General features: G+C 57.6%; 20 protein-coding genes. 8 read left to right on the forward strand and 12 right to left on the reverse strand.

Annotated features, from left to right (window positions below):
* Positions 1–142: 142 nt before the first annotated feature.
* Both ugpC and FHT78_RS10505 read left to right on the forward strand, forming a co-directional pair.
* The gene (ugpC, locus tag FHT78_RS10500; protein ID WP_183743189.1) at positions 143–1,276 is read left to right on the forward strand and encodes a sn-glycerol-3-phosphate ABC transporter ATP-binding protein UgpC; all 1,134 of its coding nucleotides are present in this window, start codon (positions 143–145) and stop codon (positions 1,274–1,276) included.
* A 456-nt stretch (positions 1,277–1,732) separates the two neighbouring features.
* Entirely contained in the window at positions 1,733–2,479 is a 747-nt protein-coding gene (locus FHT78_RS10505; protein WP_183743191.1) for a phosphoglycerate mutase family protein, read from the forward strand.
* A gap of 103 nt (positions 2,480–2,582) precedes the next feature.
* Here FHT78_RS10505 and FHT78_RS10510 read toward each other — a convergent pair whose 3' ends face one another.
* Positions 2,583–4,307: a penicillin-binding protein 2 gene (locus tag FHT78_RS10510; protein ID WP_183743193.1), complete on the reverse strand. Its 1,725-nt coding sequence runs from the start codon at positions 4,305–4,307 to the stop codon at positions 2,583–2,585.
* An 873-nt stretch (positions 4,308–5,180) separates the two neighbouring features.
* Here FHT78_RS10510 and FHT78_RS10515 point away from each other — a divergent pair.
* The 4 genes from FHT78_RS10515 (at position 5,181) to FHT78_RS10530 (ending at position 9,586) form a co-directional block, all read left to right on the forward strand.
* Positions 5,181–5,852, forward strand: a complete 672-nt coding sequence (locus FHT78_RS10515; protein WP_183743195.1) for a L,D-transpeptidase — start codon at positions 5,181–5,183, stop codon at positions 5,850–5,852.
* A 13-nt stretch (positions 5,853–5,865) separates the two neighbouring features.
* Positions 5,866–6,402 (forward strand): OmpA family protein, encoded by a 537-nt coding sequence (locus tag FHT78_RS10520; RefSeq protein WP_183743197.1) that lies wholly within the window; start codon positions 5,866–5,868, stop codon positions 6,400–6,402.
* 284 nt (positions 6,403–6,686) lie between these two features.
* Complete coding sequence (locus FHT78_RS10525; RefSeq protein ID WP_183743199.1) at positions 6,687–7,997, forward strand: polysaccharide biosynthesis/export family protein; 1,311 nt, start codon at positions 6,687–6,689, stop codon at positions 7,995–7,997.
* A gap of 80 nt (positions 7,998–8,077) precedes the next feature.
* Positions 8,078–9,586, forward strand: a complete 1,509-nt coding sequence (locus FHT78_RS10530) for an O-antigen translocase (RefSeq protein WP_183743201.1) — start codon at positions 8,078–8,080, stop codon at positions 9,584–9,586.
* A gap of 74 nt (positions 9,587–9,660) precedes the next feature.
* On the opposite strand, the gene FHT78_RS10535 is transcribed toward FHT78_RS10530, so the two are convergent.
* Genes FHT78_RS10535 through FHT78_RS10560 form a run of 6 tightly spaced genes read right to left on the reverse strand, consistent with a single transcriptional unit; the run spans position 9,661 to position 15,195 of the window.
* Positions 9,661–10,878, reverse strand: coding sequence for a DegT/DnrJ/EryC1/StrS family aminotransferase (locus FHT78_RS10535; protein WP_183743203.1), 1,218 nt, complete (start codon positions 10,876–10,878; stop codon positions 9,661–9,663).
* Positions 10,875–11,849 (reverse strand): NAD-dependent epimerase/dehydratase family protein, encoded by a 975-nt coding sequence (locus tag FHT78_RS10540; RefSeq protein ID WP_183743205.1) that lies wholly within the window; start codon positions 11,847–11,849, stop codon positions 10,875–10,877. Before FHT78_RS10540 ends, FHT78_RS10535 begins: the two co-directional genes overlap by 4 nt.
* Positions 11,846–12,565, reverse strand: a complete 720-nt coding sequence (locus tag FHT78_RS10545) for an acyltransferase (protein WP_183743207.1) — start codon at positions 12,563–12,565, stop codon at positions 11,846–11,848. The genes FHT78_RS10540 and FHT78_RS10545 overlap by 4 nt, the downstream gene beginning before the upstream one ends.
* A complete protein-coding gene (locus tag FHT78_RS10550) occupies positions 12,555–13,658 on the reverse strand; it encodes a DegT/DnrJ/EryC1/StrS family aminotransferase (protein ID WP_183743209.1) in 1,104 nt (367 codons plus the stop codon). Before FHT78_RS10550 ends, FHT78_RS10545 begins: the two co-directional genes overlap by 11 nt.
* Positions 13,655–14,692 carry a Gfo/Idh/MocA family oxidoreductase gene (locus FHT78_RS10555; RefSeq protein WP_183743211.1) on the reverse strand — a complete coding sequence of 346 codons (1,038 nt, stop codon included), beginning with the start codon at positions 14,690–14,692 and terminating at the stop codon, positions 13,655–13,657. The genes FHT78_RS10550 and FHT78_RS10555 overlap by 4 nt, the downstream gene beginning before the upstream one ends.
* Positions 14,689–15,195, reverse strand: a complete 507-nt coding sequence (locus tag FHT78_RS10560) for an acyltransferase (protein WP_183743213.1) — start codon at positions 15,193–15,195, stop codon at positions 14,689–14,691. Before FHT78_RS10560 ends, FHT78_RS10555 begins: the two co-directional genes overlap by 4 nt.
* A 555-nt stretch (positions 15,196–15,750) precedes the next feature.
* On the opposite strand from FHT78_RS10560, the gene FHT78_RS10565 reads away from it, so the two are divergent.
* Positions 15,751–16,539 (forward strand): response regulator transcription factor, encoded by a 789-nt coding sequence (locus FHT78_RS10565; protein WP_183743215.1) that lies wholly within the window; start codon positions 15,751–15,753, stop codon positions 16,537–16,539.
* A gap of 247 nt (positions 16,540–16,786) precedes the next feature.
* Here FHT78_RS10565 and FHT78_RS10570 read toward each other — a convergent pair whose 3' ends face one another.
* From FHT78_RS10570 to FHT78_RS10590, 5 genes are all read right to left on the reverse strand, one after another.
* Entirely contained in the window at positions 16,787–17,779 is a 993-nt protein-coding gene (locus FHT78_RS10570; protein ID WP_183743511.1) for a glycosyltransferase, read from the reverse strand.
* 93 nt (positions 17,780–17,872) lie between these two features.
* Positions 17,873–18,820 (reverse strand): glycosyltransferase family 8 protein, encoded by a 948-nt coding sequence (locus FHT78_RS10575; protein ID WP_348644727.1) that lies wholly within the window; start codon positions 18,818–18,820, stop codon positions 17,873–17,875.
* A 93-nt stretch (positions 18,821–18,913) separates the two neighbouring features.
* Positions 18,914–19,966 (reverse strand): UDP-glucuronic acid decarboxylase family protein, encoded by a 1,053-nt coding sequence (locus FHT78_RS10580; RefSeq protein WP_183743515.1) that lies wholly within the window; start codon positions 19,964–19,966, stop codon positions 18,914–18,916.
* A 44-nt stretch (positions 19,967–20,010) separates the two neighbouring features.
* Positions 20,011–21,504 carry a sugar transferase gene (locus tag FHT78_RS10585; RefSeq protein ID WP_183743217.1) on the reverse strand — a complete coding sequence of 498 codons (1,494 nt, stop codon included), beginning with the start codon at positions 21,502–21,504 and terminating at the stop codon, positions 20,011–20,013.
* 15 nt (positions 21,505–21,519) lie between these two features.
* Complete coding sequence (locus tag FHT78_RS10590; RefSeq protein ID WP_183743219.1) at positions 21,520–22,377, reverse strand: WecB/TagA/CpsF family glycosyltransferase; 858 nt, start codon at positions 22,375–22,377, stop codon at positions 21,520–21,522.
* Positions 22,378–22,583: 206 nt separating this feature from the next.
* Between FHT78_RS10590 and FHT78_RS10595 the strand changes: the two genes are divergently transcribed.
* Positions 22,584–23,576: a phytanoyl-CoA dioxygenase family protein gene (locus tag FHT78_RS10595; protein WP_246715227.1), complete on the forward strand. Its 993-nt coding sequence runs from the start codon at positions 22,584–22,586 to the stop codon at positions 23,574–23,576.
* The last annotated feature ends 75 nt before the right edge of the window (positions 23,577–23,651 follow it).

A 23,651-nucleotide genomic window follows, 5' to 3' on the forward strand; every position in this document is an offset into this window, starting at 1 on the left:
CTTCGAGTCGAAGAATCGGGAGTGAAAACGGCTCAGATCCTGAATTTCATGTTCGTCATCTTGACGAACTAATTCATACCTTCCAAACTGCGGCCCACGCGACGACAAATTTGTTCGAATTGGTTTTAGAAGGAACTGGCGAATGGCTGGCTTAACATTAAACGATGTTCGAAAGAGCTTCGGTCATCATGCCATTCTCCACGGCGTCGATCTTGATGTCAGCGAGGGTGAATTTGTTGTCCTTGTCGGCCCATCCGGTTGCGGCAAGTCGACCCTTCTGCGCTTGATTGCCGGCCTCGAAAGCGTCACGAGCGGAAGCGTTGCTATCGGCGACAAGGATGTAACGCATGCCGCTCCAGGCGAGCGGGAGATTGCGATGGTGTTTCAGTCCTACGCCCTCTACCCGCATATGACCGTTGCGAGAAACCTGTCGTTCGGACTGGAAAATACCAAGTTGACGCGCACTGAAATTGACGCCCGGGTGCAGGAAGCAGCCCGGATGCTGGCCATTGAACCACTTCTTGACCGGCGTCCCAAGCAGTTGTCAGGAGGGCAGAGGCAACGCGTTGCGATCGGGCGAGCCATCGTTCGAAACCCGAAGCTCTTTCTTTTCGACGAACCGCTCTCCAACCTCGATGCTGCACTTCGGGTACAGACAAGAGGAGAAATCAGCCGCCTCCACAAGCGGCTGGGAGCGACCATGATCTACGTCACCCACGATCAGATCGAGGCGATGACGATGGCGGATCGCATCGTCGTACTCAATGCCGGCCGTGTCGAACAGATTGGCACGCCCCTGGAGCTTTTCGAAACTCCGGCGAACCGGTTCGTTGCGGGCTTCATCGGTTCTCCGCAGATGAATTTCTTCGAAGGCGAGTTACTTTCCTGCGGCCCAGGCGGGATAGCCGTGCAGGTGCCGGGATTCGGTGCGCTCAACCTGCCGCTGGAGGCTGCGGATGCCAAGGTCGGCCAGGCGGTCACACTCGGTATCCGTCCCAGTCATTTCGGTTTGGAGCGTGATCGGGTTCACGACGGTTTTCGCGTTCGTTTTCAGGTCGACTATGCTGAAAGCATCGGAACGGAAACCTATGTTTACGGCACCGTCGAATCCTGCGAAACCGCCGCGGTCGTCCATCTTCCCGATCATGTGGCGATCGCAGACGGAGCAATTCTCGAACTTGTCGTGGAGCCGCATCGTGTCTACGTTTTCGACACGCATTCGGGTGCGGCATTTACGAGACTGAAAGCCGACACTCCGATCGCCACACCAGCATAACGCCTCTATTCCGTTTCGCTTGAGGATTGCGTGGGTGTACCGTTGATCCCACGACGCTGGTCTGCGCGATGATGCCTGCAGGAGTCACATCGCGGAGCGGCATTGGAAGGGCACCCCACGGCGGGCGCTGGAGCGCCGTGTCCGTTCGGACACACGGGCGCTCTAACTCTTTGAAGGCATCAGACTACCCGAAGATCGACGCCGATTTTCGGCTCGATGCTGCCAGGACTGCACATTTCATGAAGCCGCAGGAGCAACCCCGCAAGGAGCGAGGGCTCAAGCAGCCTTGGAGATATCGTCTCTGCAGCATTTCTGCGAGGAATGGTATCGGCTATTCCAGGGTCGCATGACACCACCTGTCTTAACCTGCGCAAAAGATGCGGCTAGGCCTACGACCATTGCACACAGAGCTCGCGCCCTTCATGATGCGCTCCTCCTCGGCAGACACGGATAGCCATGCGCATTTTTCTCGTTCGACACGGCGAATCTCTCGGCAACATCACCGAGAGCGCCTACCGTCAGTTCGGCGATCACAATGTTCCGCTGACGGAATGGGGTTATCGACAAGCGCTGGCAGCCGGGCGAGCCATCGCGTCCTATCTGGCAACGCTGCCTGTCGTTGCGCCGAAAGCGACCATCTGGCATTCGCCATATTTGCGAACGCGTCAGACCAAGGACGCGATCGTCGAGGCCTCGCCTGCAGACGCGATCGGTGATGTGCGTGAGGATTATCTGCTGCGGGAGCAAGATTTTGGTCTGTTTACCGAGATTTACGACCGGGCCGAGCAGCGGCGGAAATTTCCTGAAGAGTTTGAGAAATGGGCGCGGCTTCGCAATAACAGCGGCAAATTCTATGCCCGTCCGCCTGATGGAGAGAGCCGTGCAGACGTTGCCCAGCGGGTGCGGCTGTTTCTGCAGACAGTCATGCATGACATCGGCAGTGGCAACGACACTGCAATCATCGTCGGCCACGGCGTCACCAACCGTGCCTTCGAGATGAATTTCCTACATCACAGCGTCGAATGGTTCGAGCGCTCCGACAATCCGGGCAATGCCGATGTAACGCTAATCCACGGCACGCATACGGAAGGCTATCGCTCGACGCTTCTGCACAAGGCCGACGACCGCGACCCGTCCGCTGCGACGGAAATGCGCTGCGCTCATGGTTCGGCACTGACGATCACACCGAAGTCTCGCGTCTAAGGCTTATCGCCCAAAAGTGCGCAGCGGTTTTCACAAATGATATGCTGAACACAAAGACTTATGGCGCAGCATCTGATGCGCGGCACGCTTTTTGGTGCCACCCTCAATACGAGGCCAGCAAGTTCTGTCCGAAGTCGGGTTCAACGCCCAGGATCGGTGCAACGCGACTGATGATGTCATGCACCATCGGAGCGGCAGTATTCGTCGCGAAAGTAAGCCCATGCTGCCCGGTCAGCGGTTCGTCGATGAAGGACAGCACGACATATTTCGGTGCATCGATCGGGAAGGCCGCCAGATAGGCGTTGAAACTGAGAGTGTGCGAATAATGGCCGTTCACGACCTTGTTTGCCGTGCCCGTCTTGCCGCCGACATGGAAGCCCGGCACGTCCGCCGTGCGCCCCGAGCCCTGCTCGCCATTCAGCTTGAAGAGATAGCGGATCGTATCACTGGTGCTTTTCTTGACGATCTGTTGTTCGGTTTTCGCCGCCTCTTCGGCCGAGCGCGGCAGGAAGGTTGGCTCTATGAGCTCGCCGCCATCGACCAGAGCGGCACCGGCGACGGCTGTCTGCAGCGGCGTGGTTGCGACGCCGTGGCCGAAGGAGATCGTGATCGAATTGATCTTCTTCCAAACCTTCGGCTGTGTCGGCGTTTTCACCTCCGGCAGCTCGGTCTGCATTTTGGTTAAGAGGCCAAAGCGTGTCAAATAGTCCTTCTGACGATCCATGCCGACCAAATCCATCATCCTTGCCGTGCCGATATTGGAGGAATAACGGAAGATTTCCGGAATTGTCAGCCAGCGGCGCGGCACGTCACGGTCGTCATGGATGGTGAAGCCGCCGTAATGCAACGGCCCGGTCGCGTCAAAACTGTCGGAGAGTTTCACCGTGCCGCTGTCGAGTGCCAATGCCATCGAGAAAGTCTTGAAGGTGGAGCCCATTTCGAAGGTGCCGTTCGACATGCGATTCAGCCAGCCTTCGCTGCCGGTCGCCTGCGGGTCGTTCGGATCAAAATCGGGAGCGGACGCCATGGCGAGCACTTCGCCGGTATGGATGTCGAGAATAACGGCGCCAGCAGCCTTGCCCTTGTAGGTTGTGATCGCGTCGGTGACGACGTCATGAACGACATTCTGCGCGCGGATGTCGATCGACAGCTTCACCGGCTCCAGGTTTTCACGCACTGCCAGTCCGGTCGATTCCAGATCCGAAAGGCCCTGCATATCGAGATATTTCTCCATGCCGGCCATGCCCTTGTTATCGATATCGACATAGCCGAGAATGTGGGCCGCCGTGCGCCCGCCAGGATAGAAGCGCTTCACCTCGGGACGGAAGCCGATGGCAGGAAGGCCAAGAGCCAAAACCTCGCTTTGCTGCTTCGGCGTCAGCTGGCGACGCAGCCAGGTGAATTGCGAACGCTTGTCCGAGAGCTTCTGATAGAGTGCCTTCCGGTCGAGTTCGGGGAAGAGCTGGGTCAACTTCTCAACTGCTTCATCGACATCGACCATATGACTCGGTTCGGCAAACATCGATACCGTGCGGATATCAGTCGCCAGAAGTTCGCCATTGCGATCGAGAATGTCGGGCCGGGAAGCCATGATCGGATTGGGCGGAATGCTCGATGTCGTCATGTTGGCGGCAAGGCCGTAATAGATCAGCTTGCCGAACATTCCAGCGTAGACGATGCCTAGGACGCCTGCGAGGGTGACGATGCGGCTTCTCGCCTGACGTGCCGTTCCGGCGGTCCTACGAGCGGCCCGCATGAAGGGGGCGGATTCGAAGGTGAGCCTTACCAGTCGACCGCTTCTGACGCTGATACTATGAATGATCGACATTGCCACACACCGCGAACAGAACGCACCAGCGCATAACCCAGCCATCAGCGTCGGCTCTCACGTGGGCCTGCGGATTTAAAGCCCTACAGGGCGGAACGTATTCTCGCGACGCTGGTAGAACGTTTAAACTTCCTTCCATCTGCGACCTGGATGATTAACAAGATCTTATCGGACCGTGTGCATTTTGTCGCAGCGGCTCCGGCCCGACCACTGCAGAATTTAAAACGATTTTAAAATAACCACCTCGAAAGCTAATCGATTTTAATTTTATAGTTAAAATTTTCTTGTTGCAGCGCAAAAGAATTCGAGCGTAAATCTCTCCAAAGGTCGAATTTGCTCCTCGGAGGAACGCATATGACTGTGACATTTCCGCTGACCGAAAAGCGCAATGCTGAGGAGTTGCTCAAGCATCTAATCCAGCACAACCTCTCCTATCCGGGAAACTGTGCCGTTTCGCTCAAGGCTCACGTGGCCCTTGTCACCTCTTCCCTTACGTTCGCGCTCAGCACCGCACGGACGGCTTGGTAGTGATCCGCAACCGGCTTTGATTTTTTGGACGACCGCTATCGGCCTCAGTCATTCGCACCCGGGAAGATCTGGTTGGAACGCGGTTTGGCGAGACAGGAAGCGGACTGCGCTCCCGTTTTTGATCATTGCCGAGTACGAATTCCAAAATAGGCGCATAGTCACTGGCCGTAGTGCCGCGTGCGGGTGTAGCGCCGTCCTCGCAGAGTAACGATCAGAGCAACACTCCCTGGGACATCAGAAACTCGACCTCAACCTTTTGGGAGACGGGAGGAGTTTTATGTTGTCGCAGATGAAAAATCTGATTTACTGGCACCACGCTGCTTGGCTTTGAGGGGGATATGGCCGATGGTGTGGACCCGCAGGGATATTCTGCTTGGTGGATTGGCGTTACTTGGCGCAGGCGCAGTACAAAAGCCGGCTTTTGGCCAGGCGGCTTCCTATTTTGCCGGCACCGCCGTCGACAATGGCGTGACGTTCAGGGCGACGAATTTCGCCAAGATCGAGAAGCAATGGCACCGCCAAGTTGTCAAGTATTTCAGCAGCGAGCCGATCGGCACCGTTGTTGTCGATACACGGCATCATTTTCTCTATTTGATCATGGAGAACAAGACGGCCATTCGCTACGGCGTCGGCGTCGGCCGCGAGGGTTTCAAATGGTTTGGCCGCGCCACGATCGATAGCAAATCGCTGTGGCCGCGCTGGACGCCGCCGCCGGAGATGCGCAAGCGGCATCCCGAACTGCCCGAATTCGTGGCGGGAGGCTCACCGAAGAATCCGCTCGGCCCCCGAGCCATGTATCTTTTGCGTGACGGCGTCGATACCGGCTATCGCTTCCATGGCACTTTGGAACCATGGAGCATCGGCAAGGATGCCTCCAGTGGCTGCATCCGGATGTTCAACGAAGACGCCATCGATCTTTACCAGCGTTGTCCAATCGGCACCGCGGTGCAGGTTCTGCCGCATATTGCCGACCAGGCGCCCGCCGCCGAAGTCAGCCAGGCCACCCCGGTCGAATGAGGAAACCACTCTGATGTCTGTGTTGACCGCATATGCGAGACGCCTTGCCGCCTCGGCCATGCTCCTGGCGCTCACCGCCTGCACCACTACCGATATTGCTTCCGTAGAGGAGCCTACAGCAGCACCGCTGACCGGCCAGACCAATGATCCCGCGCCTGGTTTCGAGAACGTCAAGGCTGGCAGCGAAGAGGATTTCATTCTCAGTGTCGGCCGACGGATCTACTTCACGCAAGATTCCGCCAAGCTCGATACCGTCGCCATGACAACGCTGGACAATCAGGCTGCCTGGCTGAACAGGAACCCGGCCTGGCTGATCAAGCTGCAGGGATTTGCCGATGATTCCGGTTCGGAGTCGAAAATGAAGACCCTGTCGCAGCAGCGCGCCGATGCCGTCATGGCCTATCTTGTCTCGAAGGGCGTCGACGCCAGACGCATGTGGGCCAAGGGTTACGGTGCGGACCGCGAAGTTCGCGACTGCACGCAACGTTCCTGCAAAGTGCAGAACAGGCGTGTCGTCGCCAATTTGCGCACGGAGCGCGATGCAACCTGATTGCAATTTCCTGGCTTATGACGTCAACCCGTGGGAGGCTTAACCCCTCCGCATCCAACGGCCATTCGTGAGCCGACGAAATGTCGGCGCTCGATTTGGGTTGAAGCCCCCTACCCCGTCTCATCAATAGTGATGAAGCCAAGCATCCGGCCTTCATCTTCCTCAAGGCTCCGCCAGGCTGCACACTGGTAATGCGGCCGCGGACCCGGCGTTCGGCGCGCGCGCAGCGTCTAAGGCATTGAACCTGTATCCGTTTAAGGATGCTTTGCAGGCTGGACATGTACATGAAGCTTTCGTACCGCGTTCCTCGCATGTTCCTTCGTGCGACGTTTGCCGTCAGTGCACTCGTCCTTCTCACCGGTATTGCGTCGCCAGCTCTCGCCGACAGCACGCCCTTTGCTCCGCAAACGAAAATCCGCCTGACGGTTGTCCAATGGATGCCATCCAAGGGTGAGTTTGAGCGATGGGATGCGATCGGCGGCGAATACACAGTTTCGAATGAGGGCGCAGTCTCCCTGCCCTTTCTGGGATCGCTGTCCGTTGGAAATCTCGACAATGCCGGCCTCACCCGGGAAATCGCCAAACGCCTGCAGGAAAAGATGGGTTTGGCCCAGATACCTGCGGTCACCATCGACGTTCTCGACTACCCGTCCATTTACGTCGTGGGAGACGTAACCACGCCGGGGGAATACAAGTTCCGGTCTGGCCTCAGCGTCCTGCAATCCCTGGCTATGAGCGGCGGCCCGCTGCGGCCGGCGGCACGGCAGCGATCGCAGACGATCACGCTTGCCGGAGACCTGCGGGAAATAGAGCATTCACTGCTGCGCAGCTCCGCAAAGCTCGCGCGGCTTCAAGCGGAGATGGCCGGAGCGAAGGAGATAACCTTCGAGCGGCCGCCCGCCGCCGACCAGCAATATGCGGCCAGTATCTATGACGAGGAGAGGGTCATATTTCAGGCTCGCGCAAGTGCGCTGGAAAGGCAGTCGACGGCGCTCGTCGAATTGCGCGATCTCCTGAAGGCGGAAATCGATGCGCTTGAGGAGAAGCTGAAAGGCTCGGATGACAATATCCAGTCCGTGGAGGAACAGCTGGTCAGCGTCAAGACGCTGGTCGAAAAAGGCCTCACGATCACCTCGCGCCAGATGGATCTGGAGCGGTTGCTCAACACCTATCGGTCTGACAAGCTGGATCTTGTCACAGCTATCATGCGAGGGCGTCAAGCGATCAACGAGACGACGCGCAATCTCGAGGGACTTTCCGACACGCGCCGGAATGAAGTCGCTTCCGAAGTACAGTCGGAGAAGGCCAATCTCGATCAACTGAGATTAAAGCGCGACACGACGCAACAACTGCTTCTCGAAGAACTCGCCAGCAGCGGCAACGTGAATGAACGCGGTGAAGAACTTCCGCTGACCTTCACCGTAAGCCGGCGCGACAACGGACAGGTTGCAGAATTCCAGGCCTCCGAAACGACGGAACTGGCGCCAGGTGACGTGGTCAGAGTAACCCAGAACCGCATTGCGGATACGCCCTCCGAAGACGCTGCTGCGCTGCCTGTTCAGACAGAGGCGCATATGAGTCAGGTGAGCCGGTGAGGCGCGAAACGCACGTTCCGCAGCCAGGCTTTCTGCGGACGGTTGAGCATCATCATTGGATAAATGGCTAGGGGCACCTGATGACTTTGCGCATGACCCCACCCAGCAGCCAGACTTACACTCAAATCCTCAAATCGACGATGCTGATGGGCGGCTCCTCGCTCGTGAACGTCGCACTCAGCATTATCAGAAACAAGGCCGTGGCCGTTCTGCTCGGGCCCGAAGGTGTCGGGCTCATGGGCCTTTACGGATCAATCCTCGACATCGCGCAAGCGATTGCCGGGCTCGGTGTGGGAAGCAGCGGCGTGCGCCAGATTGCCGAAGCTGCGGGCACCGATGACGCAGAAAGGATCGCGCGATCGGCGACAGTGCTCAGACGCCTATCGATGGTGCTCGCATTGCTTGGTGCGCTCCTGCTCGCCGCGCTGGCATTCCCAGTCTCGAATTTCACCTTCGGCGACTACCAGCATGCAAGTGGCATTGCATTGCTGTCGCTGGCAATCTTCTGTCGACTGGTTTCTGCGGGGCAGACTGCGTTGATCCAGGGCCTGCGGGGCATTGCAGATCTTGCCCGCATCAATGTGCTTGCCGGGCTTTTCGGCACAGCGGTCAGCATCCCGCTGATTTATCTGTTTGGCATGCAGGCGATCGCACCGTCCCTTGTGGTGATCGCGGCTGCCTCGATCCTTCCGAGCTGGTGGTACAGCCGGCGGATCTGCCCGCATCCTTCGCCAATGCCCGCGCGCCAGTTCGGCCGGGAAGTGTCGGCACTGCTCAGGCTCGGCTTCGTCTTCATGGCAAGCGGGCTTCTGACCTTCGGTGCAGCCTATGCCATCCGGCTCATCGTGCTAAAGGAGGGGGGCGTCATGGCGGCGGGATTGTATCAGGCAGCCTGGGGCCTTGGCGGCCTCTACGCCGGCTTCATCCTGCAGGCGATGGGAACGGATTTCTATCCGCGCCTGACCGCAGCAGCGGACAACAATGCCGAATGCAATCGCCTGGTCAACGAACAGGCGGAAATCAGCATGCTGCTTGCCGGTCCCGGCCTGCTCGCCACGCTGACCCTGGCGCCGCTCATGATGAGCTTATTCTATTCCGCAGAGTTTCACGGGGCAGTAGATCTCTTACGCTGGATCTGCCTTGGAATGATGCTCCGGATTATCTCGTGGCCAATGGGCTTCATTGTCGTCGCGAAGCGCACTCAGGCGATTTTCTTCTGGACGGAGGTAGCGGCAGCAGTCGTGCATGTGGGGCTCGCCTGGCTCTTCGTATCGCTGCTCGGCACGCCAGGAGCCGGCATGGCGTTTTTCGGTCTCTATGTCTGGCACAGCATCCTGGTCTACGTGATCGTGCGGCGTCTGACCGGCTTTCGCTGGTCGTCCGCCAATCATAGACACGCGCTGCTTTTCCTGCCCGCATCGGCACTGGTATTCCTGACCTTCGCGGTCCTGCCACTCTGGCCGGCGACGGCAATTGGCTTCGTTGCCGTAGCAGTCTGCGGGCTCTATTCGCTGCGTATGCTGATCGACCTGCTTCCGCCGGAATCCGTGCCTTCCATCGTCCGTGGATGGATTGCGAAATCCGCATAACGAACAATGCGCGCATCGCCCGATGCGCGCATTGTTTTTTGGATGCGAATATTTTCGTCGAGCGAATAGTCTAATCAGGCGAGAGCAACGTCCACGATGCGTTGTACGCCCGAGGGTTCGATAGCAACCACCGAAAGGGCTTCGCGAAGCGCCTCAACAACCCTTTCGGTATCGGCTACCGTCATCTGGGCATAGAGCGGCAGGATGATCGTGTGCTGCTGCGCTGACACACTTTGCAGCAGGCTCGTGGCAGCGCGGTGGGAGCTCTTGTCGGAGTAGGCTCCCTCCAGATGAATGTTCATCACCCCGCGCCGCGTCGAGATCCCCTGATCGAGCAGGATCTGCATGACGGCGCGCTGGTCGACGGTATCGGGCAGTCTCACACAAAAACTCTGCCAATTGCTGCGAGCCCAACGCGGTTCGGCCGGCAAAGATAATCCGGGTATCGTGGACAGGCGTTCGCAATACTGCTCGGCGAGCAGCCTGCGCTGCGCAATCAGCTCCGGCAGCCGCCGCAACTGCTCGCGTCCAACAGCGGCCTGAAGGTCAGTCATACGGTAGTTATAACCCAGTTCGTCATAGTCTTCGAAAATAACCTGTTTCGAGCCGTGACGGACAGTATCCGTGATGCTCATGCCATGCTGGCGCCACAGCCGGAACTTCCGGTCATATTCGGGATTAGCGGTGGTCAACATGCCGCCATCACCCGTCGTGACGACCTTCCGGGGATGGAAGGAGAAGCAGGCAATGTCGCCATGCGCTTTGCCGATCTTTTCCCAGCGTCCATCCCAGAGGATTTCGCTCCCCGTCGCGCAGGCCGCATCTTCGATAACCGGTATCTGATGGCGCCTGCCGATCTCCACGATCGAGCGGAGATCGCAAGGCATGCCGAGCTGATGCACGCAGAGAATTGCCTTGGTGCGGGGTGTGATTGCCGCTTCGATCAGGCTGGCATCGATATTGTAGCCGTCCGCCTCGATGTCGACAAAAACAGGCACCCCATCGCAGTAGCGAACGGCATTCGCGGTTGCGATGAACGAATGGCTGACCGTGATGACTTCATCGCCGGCACTGACACCGACAGCCATCAAAGCAAGATGCAGCGCAGTCGTGCAGTTGGAGACGGCGCAGGCATGCGCCGCACCGACAAAGGCGGCAAATTCGCTCTCGAAAGCGGCGACCTCCGGCCCCTGCGTCACCCATCCTGACAGAATAACGCGGCGTGCGGCCTCGGCCTCCTCCTCTCCAAGAACAGGCTTGGCGACCGGAATTGTCGATGGTGACGGGCTCATGCAGCTTGACCTCCTGCCGCAGCAGTCTTCAGCTGCCACCAGGCCACAAGGTCGCGGAGCCCCTGTTCCATCGATATTTCCGCTTTGAATCCCAGGAGTTTCTCGGCCTTGGTGATATCTGCAAGGCGCCGGGTCACGCCATTGACCGCACGAGCCTCTTTGTGTTGCGGTTCCAGTGATACCCCCATGATGCTGCTCAGCATCTGCGCGAGTTCCAGGAGGCTTATTTCCCTGCCGCTCGCGACATTGAACACTTCGTCCGTGACATCGCTCTTCGCAGCCAACAGGTTTGCCCGCGCAATATCGCGTGCATCGACGAAGTCCATCGTCTGACTCCCGTCTCCATAGACGACGGGCGGCATTCCGGCGGCAAGACGCTCCATCCAGCGGATCAGCACTTCGGTATAGGCGCCGTAAACGTCCATTCGCGGCCCGTAGACGTTGAAATAGCGAAGCGCCACATAGCGCAGGCCGTACATGTCAGCGAAGCTGCGCAGCAGCCCCTCGTTGAATGTCTTCGCCGCACCGTAGATCGTCCTGTTATTATAGGGATGATGCGCTTCAGTGGTTGGAAAGCTCTCGGCCAAACCCAGCACAGAGGCCGAGGAAGCAGCGACGACCTTCGACACACCTGCCTTGACGGCTGCTTCGAGGACATTGAACGTGCCCTCGGCCAAAACGTCGAAAGCGAGCCGCGGATCTTCCGCGCATTGCGTGATACGGATGGCCGCCTGATGGAAGACGATGTCGACGCCCTCGAAGGTTTTTGCGAGCAGCGCTCTGTCGCGGATATCTCCCTCGACGATGTTAACGGCTCCGCCGGCTATTGCCGTGCTGAGATTGTCCCGGCGTCCACGCACGAAGTTGTCGAGGATGATGATCTCGCGCGGCTTTTCCAATGCGACGAGATCGGCAATATGCGACCCGATCAGGCCGGCTCCACCGGTAATGAGCACTCGTTGATTTCTCACGATCTTCCTCCACGCGATATATCCAGCACAGGATCGGCTTCCTCGCGCCAGCGTATGAACTTCGCCGGCACACCGGCGACGACCGAAAACGGTTCGACATTGGAGACGACGACTGCGCCTGCTCCGACGATTGCCCCCTTCCCTACGCTGACGCCGGGAAGAATTGTCGCGTTCGTGCCGATATCGGCCCATGCGCCGATGCGGACCGGCTTGATTTCCAGATCCGTGCGGATGATCGGCACATCGACCGGCAGTGCCGTATGGGCCGAGCCCAGCACCTTGGCGCCTGGCCCCCAGCCGACAGAATCCTCGATCACGAGGTCGCGCGCGTCGAAATAGGCCATCGGGCCGATCCAGACATTGTCGCCGATCACGCAAGTGCCGTCGAAGCGCCCTTGGATATAGGCCTGGGCGCCGATGAACACGCCATTGCCGATTTCGAAAGTCTCCGGATGTTTGAAACCGGCCCCGCCCGCGACCTGCAATCCTCCACCGCAACTGCGCACGAGCGCCTGCCAGATGGCTTTCCGCATCAGGGTGTCGACGACACCGTCGCCCATTGCAAAGCGACCGTAGAGTTCGATAAGGCCAGCGCGTCCATAAGATTGCTTGAGTTCTTCGGCCAGCCCGGCCTGGTAGGCAGGGTCCGCCGGCCTTTCGTGACGGCCATGGACCGCCTGCACGATGCGAGCCTCACCTGCATGACTAGCTGACATAGGCGTATTCCAGCGTAGCGGCCACCTGATCGACGTGCCACGCGGGCATCTCCGGATAGATCGGCAGCGAGAGGACCTCACGTGCCGCGGCTTCCGAGACGGGGAAATCACCGGGTTGGCAACCAAGGTCGGCATGGGCCTTCTGCAGATGAACGGGGATCGGATAGTGCAGTCCGGACTGAATGCCTTCCGCAGTAAGCACGCGCTGAAGCGCATCGCGATCGCGGCTTCTGATGGCATAGACGTGGTAGACGTGGCGCCGCTCTGCTGCCTCGACAGGCGTCTTCAAATGCCCTGCTCCCGCAAGCAGCGAGGTGTAGCGCCGGCCATGCATCCGACGTGCTTCTGTCCAATCTTCGAGATGCCGAAGCTTGATGCGAAGGATAGCGCCTTGAATGGCGTCCATGCGGTAGTTGAAGCCCTTCAGCAGATGGTGATAGCGCTGCTCCTGACCCCAGTCGCGCAGCATGCGCATCGTCTTGGCATGATCGTCGCTGTTCGTCACGACGATACCTCCCTCACCGCAGGCGCCGAGATTTTTGCCCGGATAGAAGCTGAAGCAGCCCGATGCACCGATGCTGCCGGCACGAGCGCCCTTGTAGCGAGCGCCATGCGCCTGGCAAGCGTCCTCGATGACCGGTATCCGGTAATGGTCGGCGACCGCCTTGATCGCGTCCATATCGGCCATCTGGCCGTAGAGGTGGACAGGAATAATGGCCTTCGTCCGGGACGTAATCTTCGCCTCAAGCTGGGCCGCATCCATTGTGAGCGTCGCGGGTTCGACATCGACGAATATAGGTCGTGCGCCTGCGTAGCAGATCGCCGACACCGTCGCGACAAAGGTGAATGGCACGGTGATGACTTCATCGCCGGGGCCGACGCCCGCCGCAAGAAGGGACAGATGCAAAGCACTCGTCCCGGTATTGACGGCGATCGCATGCTTGACGTTGCAATAGTCAGCGAACTCCTGCTCGAGACGGACAACCTCCTCGCCCAGTATATATTGCCCTGAGGCGAGCACGCCGAGCACTGCCGCGTCGATTTCGTTTTTGATCGACTGATACTGTGCTTTGAGGTCCAGGAAGGGGATCATGCAATGCGCCTCGCCTCTTCGAGTTCGATGACACGACCGCGCTGGGCGAGCGACCGGCTTGCGGCTTCAAGAATGCGAACGACACGCAGCCCGGCGTGGCCGTCCGTAATCGGCCGCGAATTCTGCTCGATGCACTCGACGAACTGATCCAGTTCACGCTTCAACGCTTCGGTCATATCGAGCTTGGGTGCCCACATGTCGCCACTGCGGTAGCCGACCATCATCTGATGCACCTTCTCACCATAGGCCTGAGAATTCGGGTTCAGCGTGATGCCCTTGTCGTAGACTTTGATTTTCTCGCTGGGCTCCAGATCGTCGTAGACGACCATCTTGCTGCTGCCGCCGATCAGCGTGCGGCGCACCTTGACCGGTGCCAGCCAGTTGACGTGGATATGCGCGATAAGCTTGCTCTCGAAGAAGAGCGTCAGATAGGCGATGTTTTCCGGCTCACCGAGAACATGGCTCATGCCCGTCGCCGAAACCGCCACCGGCCTTTCCTGTACGACATGGTCCAGGATAGACAAATCGTGCACCGCGAGATCCCAGATGACGCTGACATCATGCTGGAAAAGCCCCAGATTGACCCGAACCGAGTCGTAATAATACATGTCGCCCAAGCCGCTCTCGACCAGTTCGCGCATTTTGCGGACGGCGCCGGTGTGGACGAAAGTATGATCCACGGCCAGCACGAGGCGTCGGCGCGCGGCCTCTTCGACCATCCGCGAGGCTTCCTCCGTCGTCGATGCCATCGGCTTTTCGACGAAGACATGCTTTCCGGCCATCATAGCCTGCATGGCGAGCTTGAAATGGGTGAAGACCGGCGTCGCGATAGCGATGGCATCAACTCTCGGATCGCGCAGGACTTCCTCGAAATCATCGGTGATCGTCACTGCGGGGTAGCGGCTTTTAACTGCCACCAGCCGTTCGACATTGAGATCACAGACTGAAATGAGCTGCGCACCTTCCGCTTCCGATATGTTGCGAACCAGATTCGGACCCCAATAACCATATCCAACAACCGCAATGCCGATCATCGCATTCCTCCCAACGCCTGCATGTTGACTGACCGGTCGTGAACGCGACCGATAATCCTGGCCGGCACGCCGGCAACGATGGCGCCCGCAGGCACATCCTTCGTTACAACCGCCCCCGCTCCGACCTGCGCGGCCTCTCCGATGGTTACGCCAGGCAGAATGGTGGCATTGCTGCCGATCGACGCGTGGCGCTTGACCAGCGTGGGGAGAACGATCCAGTCTGCTTCGGTCTGCAGCCTGCCATCGGCATTGACGGCGCGCGGGTAGGTGTCATTGGTGAACATGACCCCATGACCGATAAAAACGCCGTCTTCCAGCGTCACGCCTTCGCAGATGAAGGAATGGCTGGAGATTTTGCAGTCCTTCCCGACGAGGACGTTTTTCTGGATTTCAACGAAAGTGCCGATGCGCGTTCCCGCGCCGATCGTGCAGCCATAGAGATTTACAAGATCTCGATGATGGATGATGCTGCTATCATCCAGCTTTACGTTTGATGCAATCATACGCCTGCACCCCTTACGCTCTCAACACACCCTGATTCCTAGAAGAAACCGTCAATCAGATGATTGCGCCCAAGATTTCATCTCGGAAAACAAATATTTCTTTCCAATCAAAGAGAATTGTTTTCGTGATTGGAGTAAAGAAACAAAACGTCTAAGCGCATCCGCCTAAAGACGTATCTACCTATGACGATGTACGCCGATGTTCATAGCCAACAATCAACATTGGTGGTGGAATAGGCTTCGGGCTGCCCCAATTGTGCGTGGAGGGCGCGCATTATTTTCATGCATTTAGCAATCGGGTCCGTAACCGAAGAACAACGCAATCAATCGTTCCGCGGATGACGTAGTATCGTATAAGTTATACCAGGAATTACGTCCTATTTACACCTTACGATGGAACTAATCTGCTCCTTTAGCCTATATTAGCTAGTTTAAGATAACAGGAACTGTGGTATTCAATTCCTACTTTAGTGCTGCCAAACCCTCATATCTGAAGGGCTTGAGTGTTCGGTTGTTGTTATGGCGTAGGGAAACTCGGCTGGGGAGGATGAAGCAGTGAATTCAGCGCTTGTACCAAATTTAGACTTCAGGCAGGAGAAAACAGCTCTTCCACTAAAGGTAGAGAATAACGCTACCGGATTGAGCTTACAGTCGAGGCCAAGCCACACTTTGGTGATCCTCGACAACCGTGAACTCGACAGGCAATGCCTCGCGCAGTGCATGGCGGCCTACAAGACGGATTTACTTATACTGGCGTTCGAAAGTGTTGAGGAATGGAAGCGGAGGTGCAACGAATATCCGCCGCTTTCGGCAATCCTCTTGAACATCGGCGGCAAGAAGATCGATGAACCCGCCGTTGCGGGGCAGATCAGGAGCCTTGCTTCGGAATTCGGAGCGATACCAGTCATCATATTGGCTGACAGCGATGATTTCAGCCAAATCGTGAGGGCAATCGAATACGGGGCCAAGGGCTACATACCTGCTTCGGTCAGTATCAGCGTTTGCATGGAGCTGATTGCATTGTCAGTGGCGGGTGGGGTTTTTGTGCCCGCAAGCACGCTATTTGCCATGCGTCACCTTCTGGAATCCAGCAACACCACCGCTCGTCCGTTGGCCGGCATCTTTACGGATCGTCAAGCCGAGGTCGTAGAAGCGCTCCGACGCGGAAAGGCAAACAAGATCATTGCCTACGAGCTCAATCTGCGAGAAAGCACGGTAAAGGTCCATGTTCGCAACATTATGAAGAAGGTCAAAGCAACGAATAGGACGGAAGTTGTGTTCAAGCTCAACGACCTGTTCCAGAGTGGTATTTCAGGCGCGAGCGCGAATAGGACGCCGTGCTGAGGCCGTTGTTGGGGCAGATCCCTTCGCATATTGTACTTTGTTGCCCAAATCACCCCGGGAGCGCAAATGCGCTCCCGGGGTGATTTGAAAGTGCTGCACCTCGGAGCCCTTGTCGCTCACTCGAAAATGGCAGCACGTCTTAGCGCCTTCACGGCTATTGACGATCGCATTCCGACCGATCTTCGATGACGCGCAACCACCGACCATGGTTTTCGTACTTGTGGATGAACGACCCGACCCTGTCCGTTCATCCTGCAACTCGTCGTCCTATGGAATTCAAGGCATACCAGTATTTCGGGCCGATGGTTTGCTTGCAGACCAGCTTGATCCAGGGCAACGAATTTCGCACCTCGGGGGAAACCTCCAAGGCAAAGCGCTGAATAGCCACGGCGGTGGCGACGTCGAAGTTATTGAACGCCAGGCCGGCCATTCGAAGCGCCTCCTTCCCGAGATCTCTGGTAAGAAAGCGTCTTAGTTTCTCATCTTTCTTGAGGTTGTCTGCACCCTGGCGAAACAGAATATCGAAAGCTTTTTTTCTTTGCCGGAGGTCGGGAAGAATAGTTTTCCCATAGTATTGAAGAGACATATTCGCGGAATGTCGGCGATATACTGCTTGACTCTCGTTGATATAGCCCACTCCGGCATGTGATGCGAGGCGCAGCCACATCTCCATATCACCGGTATGCGGGAGTTCCTTATGATAGCCGCCGACCTGCTTTTGCAACGCCGTTCTCACGATAGCCGTCGGTGTCGGAACCAGGTTGTTTGCTCCGCTCAACCGCATGAATTGCGGTCCAGACAGTACCTGCTTGGGGGGCACGCTCTTATTACCAAGAGGGTCGACGCGCTTGGTTATGATGCCGTGTGGCTCGGCTATGAGCGCGTTCCCGAACGTGAACCCCACATCCGGGTTATTGCGCATCAGCTCCGCCGAGCGACCCAGCGCACCTGGCAAGAGATAATCATCCGCCGAGAGAAGCAGGAACAAGTCGCCGCCCGCCCACTCGATGCCCTCATTGTAGGTGGCGATGTGACCCTTGTTTGCGCTATGCCGGCGATAGGTGACCCGTTTGTCCCGGGATGCCAAAGCTGATCCGACTTCCGGCGTATTATCCGGCGAACAGTCATCCAGAATGAGCACGCGCACATCGACGCCAGCTTGCGAAAGAGCGCTTTCAACACATTCCTGCAGGAAATGAGCGTAGTTGTAGCAGGGAATTACGACATCAACACGTTGCAAACTCATTCCTCCGCAGGCAATCGTTTCCTTCAAGGCATTTCAAAAAACCGAACTCGGCATCGTTCTGCTTTTATACGTTCCTCGCTTTCCGATTCATTCGCGCAGACGTTGAGCCGTGGGCGCTCGCATGGCCGATTTGGTGCAGGACCATACAGCTCTCAACAAGGCGGATCGGGCAAGCAGCCGGGAGCCTGCTCGCTTCAAGCCACTTTGAACGCGCTGCCGCGGCGTGAGCGCGAAACGGGTCCGGCATCGAAACGTATCGTAGAATGCGGCGTTCGGACTCAAGCTACCCGATTTCCAAGGCTTCACGTTGGTCACGAAATGAGCGATCGCGAGCTTCTGCTCGAGCGCGAGACGGGCGATTACCTGCGTCGGCTCGAACTGAAAATTCCAGGCGCGGTCCAGGATTTTCCACTTTCCGTCACAGGCGACGTTGAGTGCATCCTGATCTGAATATTCCGTAGTCGGAAAGCGATCGAGATACTCCAGAGATCGTTCCGATATTTGCTCGGCTCGCCATTTTGCAAGGTTGATAAGAAGAACGCCGGCGTTGAAATAGCGTTCGACCCGGACGTCACCTGCGGCCCTCGATCCGTTGCTCACCACATTGTCCAACCAGTAATCCGAAACAGCGCCGATTACTGCCTCGCCCAGATCGATGTTCCACAAGTGTTCAAGCGCACCCAGCACGAGGATGTCGCCGTCCAGATATAAAGCTCGATTGCAGGTCTCCGGCAGGAACTGCGGCAGGAGAATTCTTGCGAAGGTCATTTTCGAGACGCCAGGGCGTGTGGAAAATCCGCTCGCGAAGGACAACGTGCCTATGGGGTGCCACTGGATGACTGCAGAGTTTGCGGGCAGAGAATCAAAGATCCGTCGCTTCGTTTCCTCGCCTAGTCCTTCATGAATAACATGGATATCCAGGGGCCATGCGCCTCTGTTGTTCTCGGCGGCCGATCTGAGAGCGGTCGCCAGGGGAACAGCGTAGGCCGCATCGACCGCAAAGACGATCGGCCCCAGCTGCTGCTTTGCGCCCACGGGGGCGGCTCCTGTTGGTATGCTATGCACATTCATGTTTCCGGCACCATCCCTCGTAACCGAGCTTCGCCCTGCGATGATCGACGGTGCTATTCACGGCCCGATCGATACGGCTTGCTGAACAGGAAGGCCGACGGCCGGAGCAGGCTGAGGGGTGTAGGCCATTTGCGGAGACCGGACGCCAGATACGCTCCTGGCTCCGCCAGACAGCTTCCACTCGAAATAGGCGATCGTCTTCTCGAGCCCTTCACGCAGATTCACCGTCGGTTGCCAGCCCAGGTCTTGCTTTGCACGGCTGATGTCCGGCTTGCGCTGCGTCGGATCGTCGACCGGCAGAGGTTTGTAAGCGATGCTTGATTTCGACCCCGTCATTTCGATGACCATCTCGGCCAGTTCCCGGACCTGGAATTCCCCCGGATTGCCGAGATTGACCGGACCCGTCACGCCGGCCGGAGCAGCCATCAGGCGGATGAAGCCCTCGATCAGATCGTCCACATAGCAGAACGAACGCGTTTGCGTGCCGTTGCCGAAAATGGTGATCGGCTCGTTTTGAAGCGCCTGAACGATGAAATTGGAGACGACGCGCCCGTCATTGGTCTGCATACGCGGCCCGTAAGTGTTGAAGATCCGCGCCACCCGGATCTCAACGCCGTATTGACGATGGTAGTCGAAGAACAATGTTTCGGCACACCGCTTGCCTTCGTCATAACATGCCCGTGGCCCTATGGGATTGACGCTGCCTCGATACTCTTCGGGCTGGGGGTGGACTGCCGGATCGCCATAGACTTCGCTCGTGGAGGCCTGGAAGATCTTCGCCTTTGTTCGTTTGGCGAGACCAAGCATATTGATGGCCCCGTGCACGTTGGTTTTGACCGTCTGAACCGGATCGACCTGATAGTGGACCGGAGATGCCGGGCAAGCGAGGTTGTAGATCTCGTCGACCTCCACATAAAGCGGGAAGGTAATGTCGTGCCGAAGGATCTCGAAGCGTGGGTCGTCGAGAAGATGCAGCACGTTGTCGCGCGAGCCGGTGTAATAATTGTCCACCGCGAGGACATCATTGCCTTCTCGCAAGAGCCTTTCGCACAGGAAGGATCCCAGAAACCCGGTGCCGCCGGTTACCATAATTCGCTTTTGTCCGTGCATTGGTGTGCTCCGTTGTTGATGGTTGCCTCGTGAAAAGAGGATGGTCAGTAGGCTCCCCTGCGTTTGAAGACTGCAGGGATCGTGCTGAGAAGAATTTGGCAGTCGAACCACAAGGACCGGTTGTCTATGTAGAACTCGTCGAGTTGCTGCTGCAGTTCGATATCCGCGTTGCTCCGTTCCGATATCTGCCAAAGGCCCGTGAGCCCCGGCGTTACGGAGCGTCGCTTGTCTCGAAACTCACCATCCATCGCGAGCAGGTGATATTCCGGAAACGGACGCGGGCCGACGATCGCCATCTCGCCTGCAATAATATTCGCCAGTTGCGGGAGCTCGTCGAAGCTCGAAGAGCGCAGGAGGTGTCCGATAACCGGCAGGACGCGCGGATCGTCCTTGAGCTTGAAGTGGCTCAACCATTCGGCTCGCATGGCAGGGTTTTCTGCGAACAACGCTTCGAGGCGCTGTTCTGCATCTTGGTACATCGTCCTCAATTTCAGGACGTGCACCGGCTTGCCGGACAGTCCTTCCCGGGTATGTCGGAAGAAGACGGGGCCGGGATCGATGGCATAGATCGCGGCTGCTGCAATCGCGATGAAGGGCGCAACCACGATCGTTGCAGGAATGGCGATCGCGAGATCGAGGCCCCGACGAACCAGGTCTGTGTTGACCGAACGCCCACCGGTGGTGATGCGAATACCGATCTCTCCGCCGACATCCGCTGGCCGCAATCCGGTAACCTTGAGACTCGGCGTATCGGACAGAAGAACGACCTCGGCGAATTTTTGGCGCATCGCCGCCAGATCGGGGATAAGCGAGCCGATGTCCCCCGCAATCAGGGCAATGGATGGCCCGCCCTCAGACGATGCTTCAAACATGTCCTGGGAAAAGGGCTCCGGCCTGATGCCATACTGCCAGTGGTCCCTAAAATGCGCCATGAGCGCGGGAATGAGATTCCGTCCCCCTATGATGACTGCCCGCTCTCCCCAGATTCCAAGTCTCCGGCACAGGCCTCTGGCGAGCCAATGCATGACCGGCTGAACAATCAGCCCAAGGCCGAGGAAGCCAATGATGGCAAGCAGCAGTCGTTCCCCTTCCGGTAAGATGAGTGCTCCGAATGCCGTTAGGGCAGCCACTTTGACGGCGGCTATCGTGCGGCGCCGCAGATGTTCGTGGTCGTGCAGCCGATACCCAGGATAGAGGCCGACCGATGCATAAAGAACGATCGCAGCCACTGCTGCGAGGATGAAAGCACGCTCTACTACCGCGCCCTCCGGACCACTGGGAAGAAAAGTCAGGAGAACAAAATAGATAAGCAGATAGCTTCCAATATCCCCGGCAATCATCAATGACGAGGTTGCAAGCCGAGGAAGCCGGCGTCGTAGCGAAGCAGGCATAGTCAGCCCTGACTGCCCTAGCGGACCAACAGTCTTACCTGCTATGGGCGGAACGGAACCTGCTGGAATTGCCCGTGACGCCATTTCATTTGTGGTGGATGCCTTCGACGGACCCGATGTCATCGCTGACGGCGCAAATGAGGACATGATGCTTTTACCCCTCTACGGCCTTTGTCCCGACGCACCCGATCCGGAAATGGCGTCTTCGATCGGAAATTTCCGAAGCCCCAGTCTCTGGAAGGCAGTCAGGGAGATGAAGGTCGGCACGACGAGCGCATAGCGCCGCCACAGCCGTCGCGGCTCGCATAGAAGACGAAACGCCCATTCGAAGCCGCTTCTTTGAATGGCCCTCGGCGCCTGCCGCTTGAGGCCGGCGTGGAAATCGAAAGCAGCGCCGACACCGATGAGCATCGGTACCTCCAGACGATCGCGCATACGCGCCATCCAGAGTTCCTGCTTGGGGCTGCTCAGCCCCACCCAGACGATATCGGCGCCCGACCGATTGAGCCGGTCGGCAATATCCGCTTCCTCCTGCATCGATAGTTGGCGGAAAGGCGGTGCATAGGACCCAATGATCCGTGCCTGCGGAAATTTTTCGAGAAGACGCGTCCGCAGCTGCTCGAGCGTTTCGGCTGTTGCTCCATAAAGGAAGTGCCGTAACCCTTTGGAGATGCCGGCGCCGAAAACGGATAACATGAGATCCGGTCCGTAGACCCTGTCGCTTTCCGCATGACCCGCGCGCTTCAGTGCCCATACCAACGGCATGCCGTCAGGAGTGACGAGGAACGCCCGGTTATGGATGGACCGAAGCTTGGAATCTTTTTGACACCGCACGACGCCGTGCGCGTCGCGAACGCAGACATACTCTCTCCTGCCGTCTTCAATCGCCTTTTCGATAAGTCCGGTCGCGCTTTTGAGATTGACCGCAGAAACTCGAACACCAAGGACATTCGTCCACTTCAGAGAGTCCCCCGGATCAAGGGTTGAAGTTTGGTTTCTGTCTGTTGGTGAATTTCTCATGATCTACGCTTTTGCCAACTGAACCTGTAGCAAGAGTATGCTGGCAAGCCCGTTGCCTCCATACTTTCAACTCCAGCTATTGGACGTAGAAAGACTTCACATTTCTGCGCGCCGCATAGAACGAATTACGATATTCGAAGTAAGGCGGCACCTTCCGGGTATGCACGATTGCTCTTTTTGATAAGCATTACCCCGAAAAGAGCGGTTTGACCTTCGCGTTGCCGCAGAAGACAGTCGCTTTAGCGCAACCAAAGCTGGGGAGGTTTGAGCGCGACAAAGCCGGGAGAAAGACAATGGCGAATTCAACAGAAGTGAATTCAACAGATGAAATACGGGTGCCGGTCAGAGAACCTTCAAAGACGCCCGGCACGACCAATCGGCTGCAGAACGACTTGACCTCTGATGGCTACGTCGTCATCAGGGATGTCCTGACGCCTGAGCAGGTGGAGAGATTACGGCGCGTTTCCAAACAGTATCTGAGGTCAGGTGGCAAGTATTTGTACGGCGGCAAATTTCAGCTTCACGCGATGTATGTTGTAGACGAAGTTGCCAGATTTATGACTTCCGATACGATCCTCAACCGCCTCAAGGAAATTACCCGACCGCTCGATGTCGTTCTTACAGGCGAATGCGATCTCATGATCAACACGACATCGTCGTGGCACAATGACATTCCTCACCATCCTCGCTGCGCTGATGGAAGCATTTTCTCGGACGAGAATTTCAAGGTCTACAAGATTGCATTCTACCTGCAGGATCAGGACGAAAACTCGAACGCCACCTTGAAGGTGCGGCCCAGATCCCACCTCAAGGGCTTGGTCCAGAGCCTGCCGGCGAAGGGCCTTGGAGTGCGGGCGGGGGATGCGATCATCTTCGACGTGCGGATCGAACATGCTGGGCAGATGCCGACCCTGCTTGACAGGGGCCTTCGCAAAATCTTCGAGCGGATCGGTCCATTGCTTCGCCTGGACGTTCAGAAGGCATTCACCGTGACGCGATCGATCATTCGACGGCTCGGCAGAACGCCCGACCGTGTCGCGGTTTTCATGACATTCGGTCCGTCGGATGCGGAGACCTACTCCTATGCCGAAGAGGGCCGCCATCGCCATCCCGGCGTTCGAGGGACGCTCAGTGCGGACGTGTTGACACAACTCGCTGTCAACAACATCGTTCCTCCGATCATCGGGGCGCCTGCCTAGCCACGCGAAGCTTTCGGGGATTGATCCCAATGCCCACAATTCAGCAACTTCATGACTGCGCAACGTCGACAATGG

It is taken from the genome of Rhizobium sp. BK196 (assembly GCF_014193255.1).
Classification (GTDB): Bacteria; Pseudomonadota; Alphaproteobacteria; order Rhizobiales; family Rhizobiaceae; genus Rhizobium.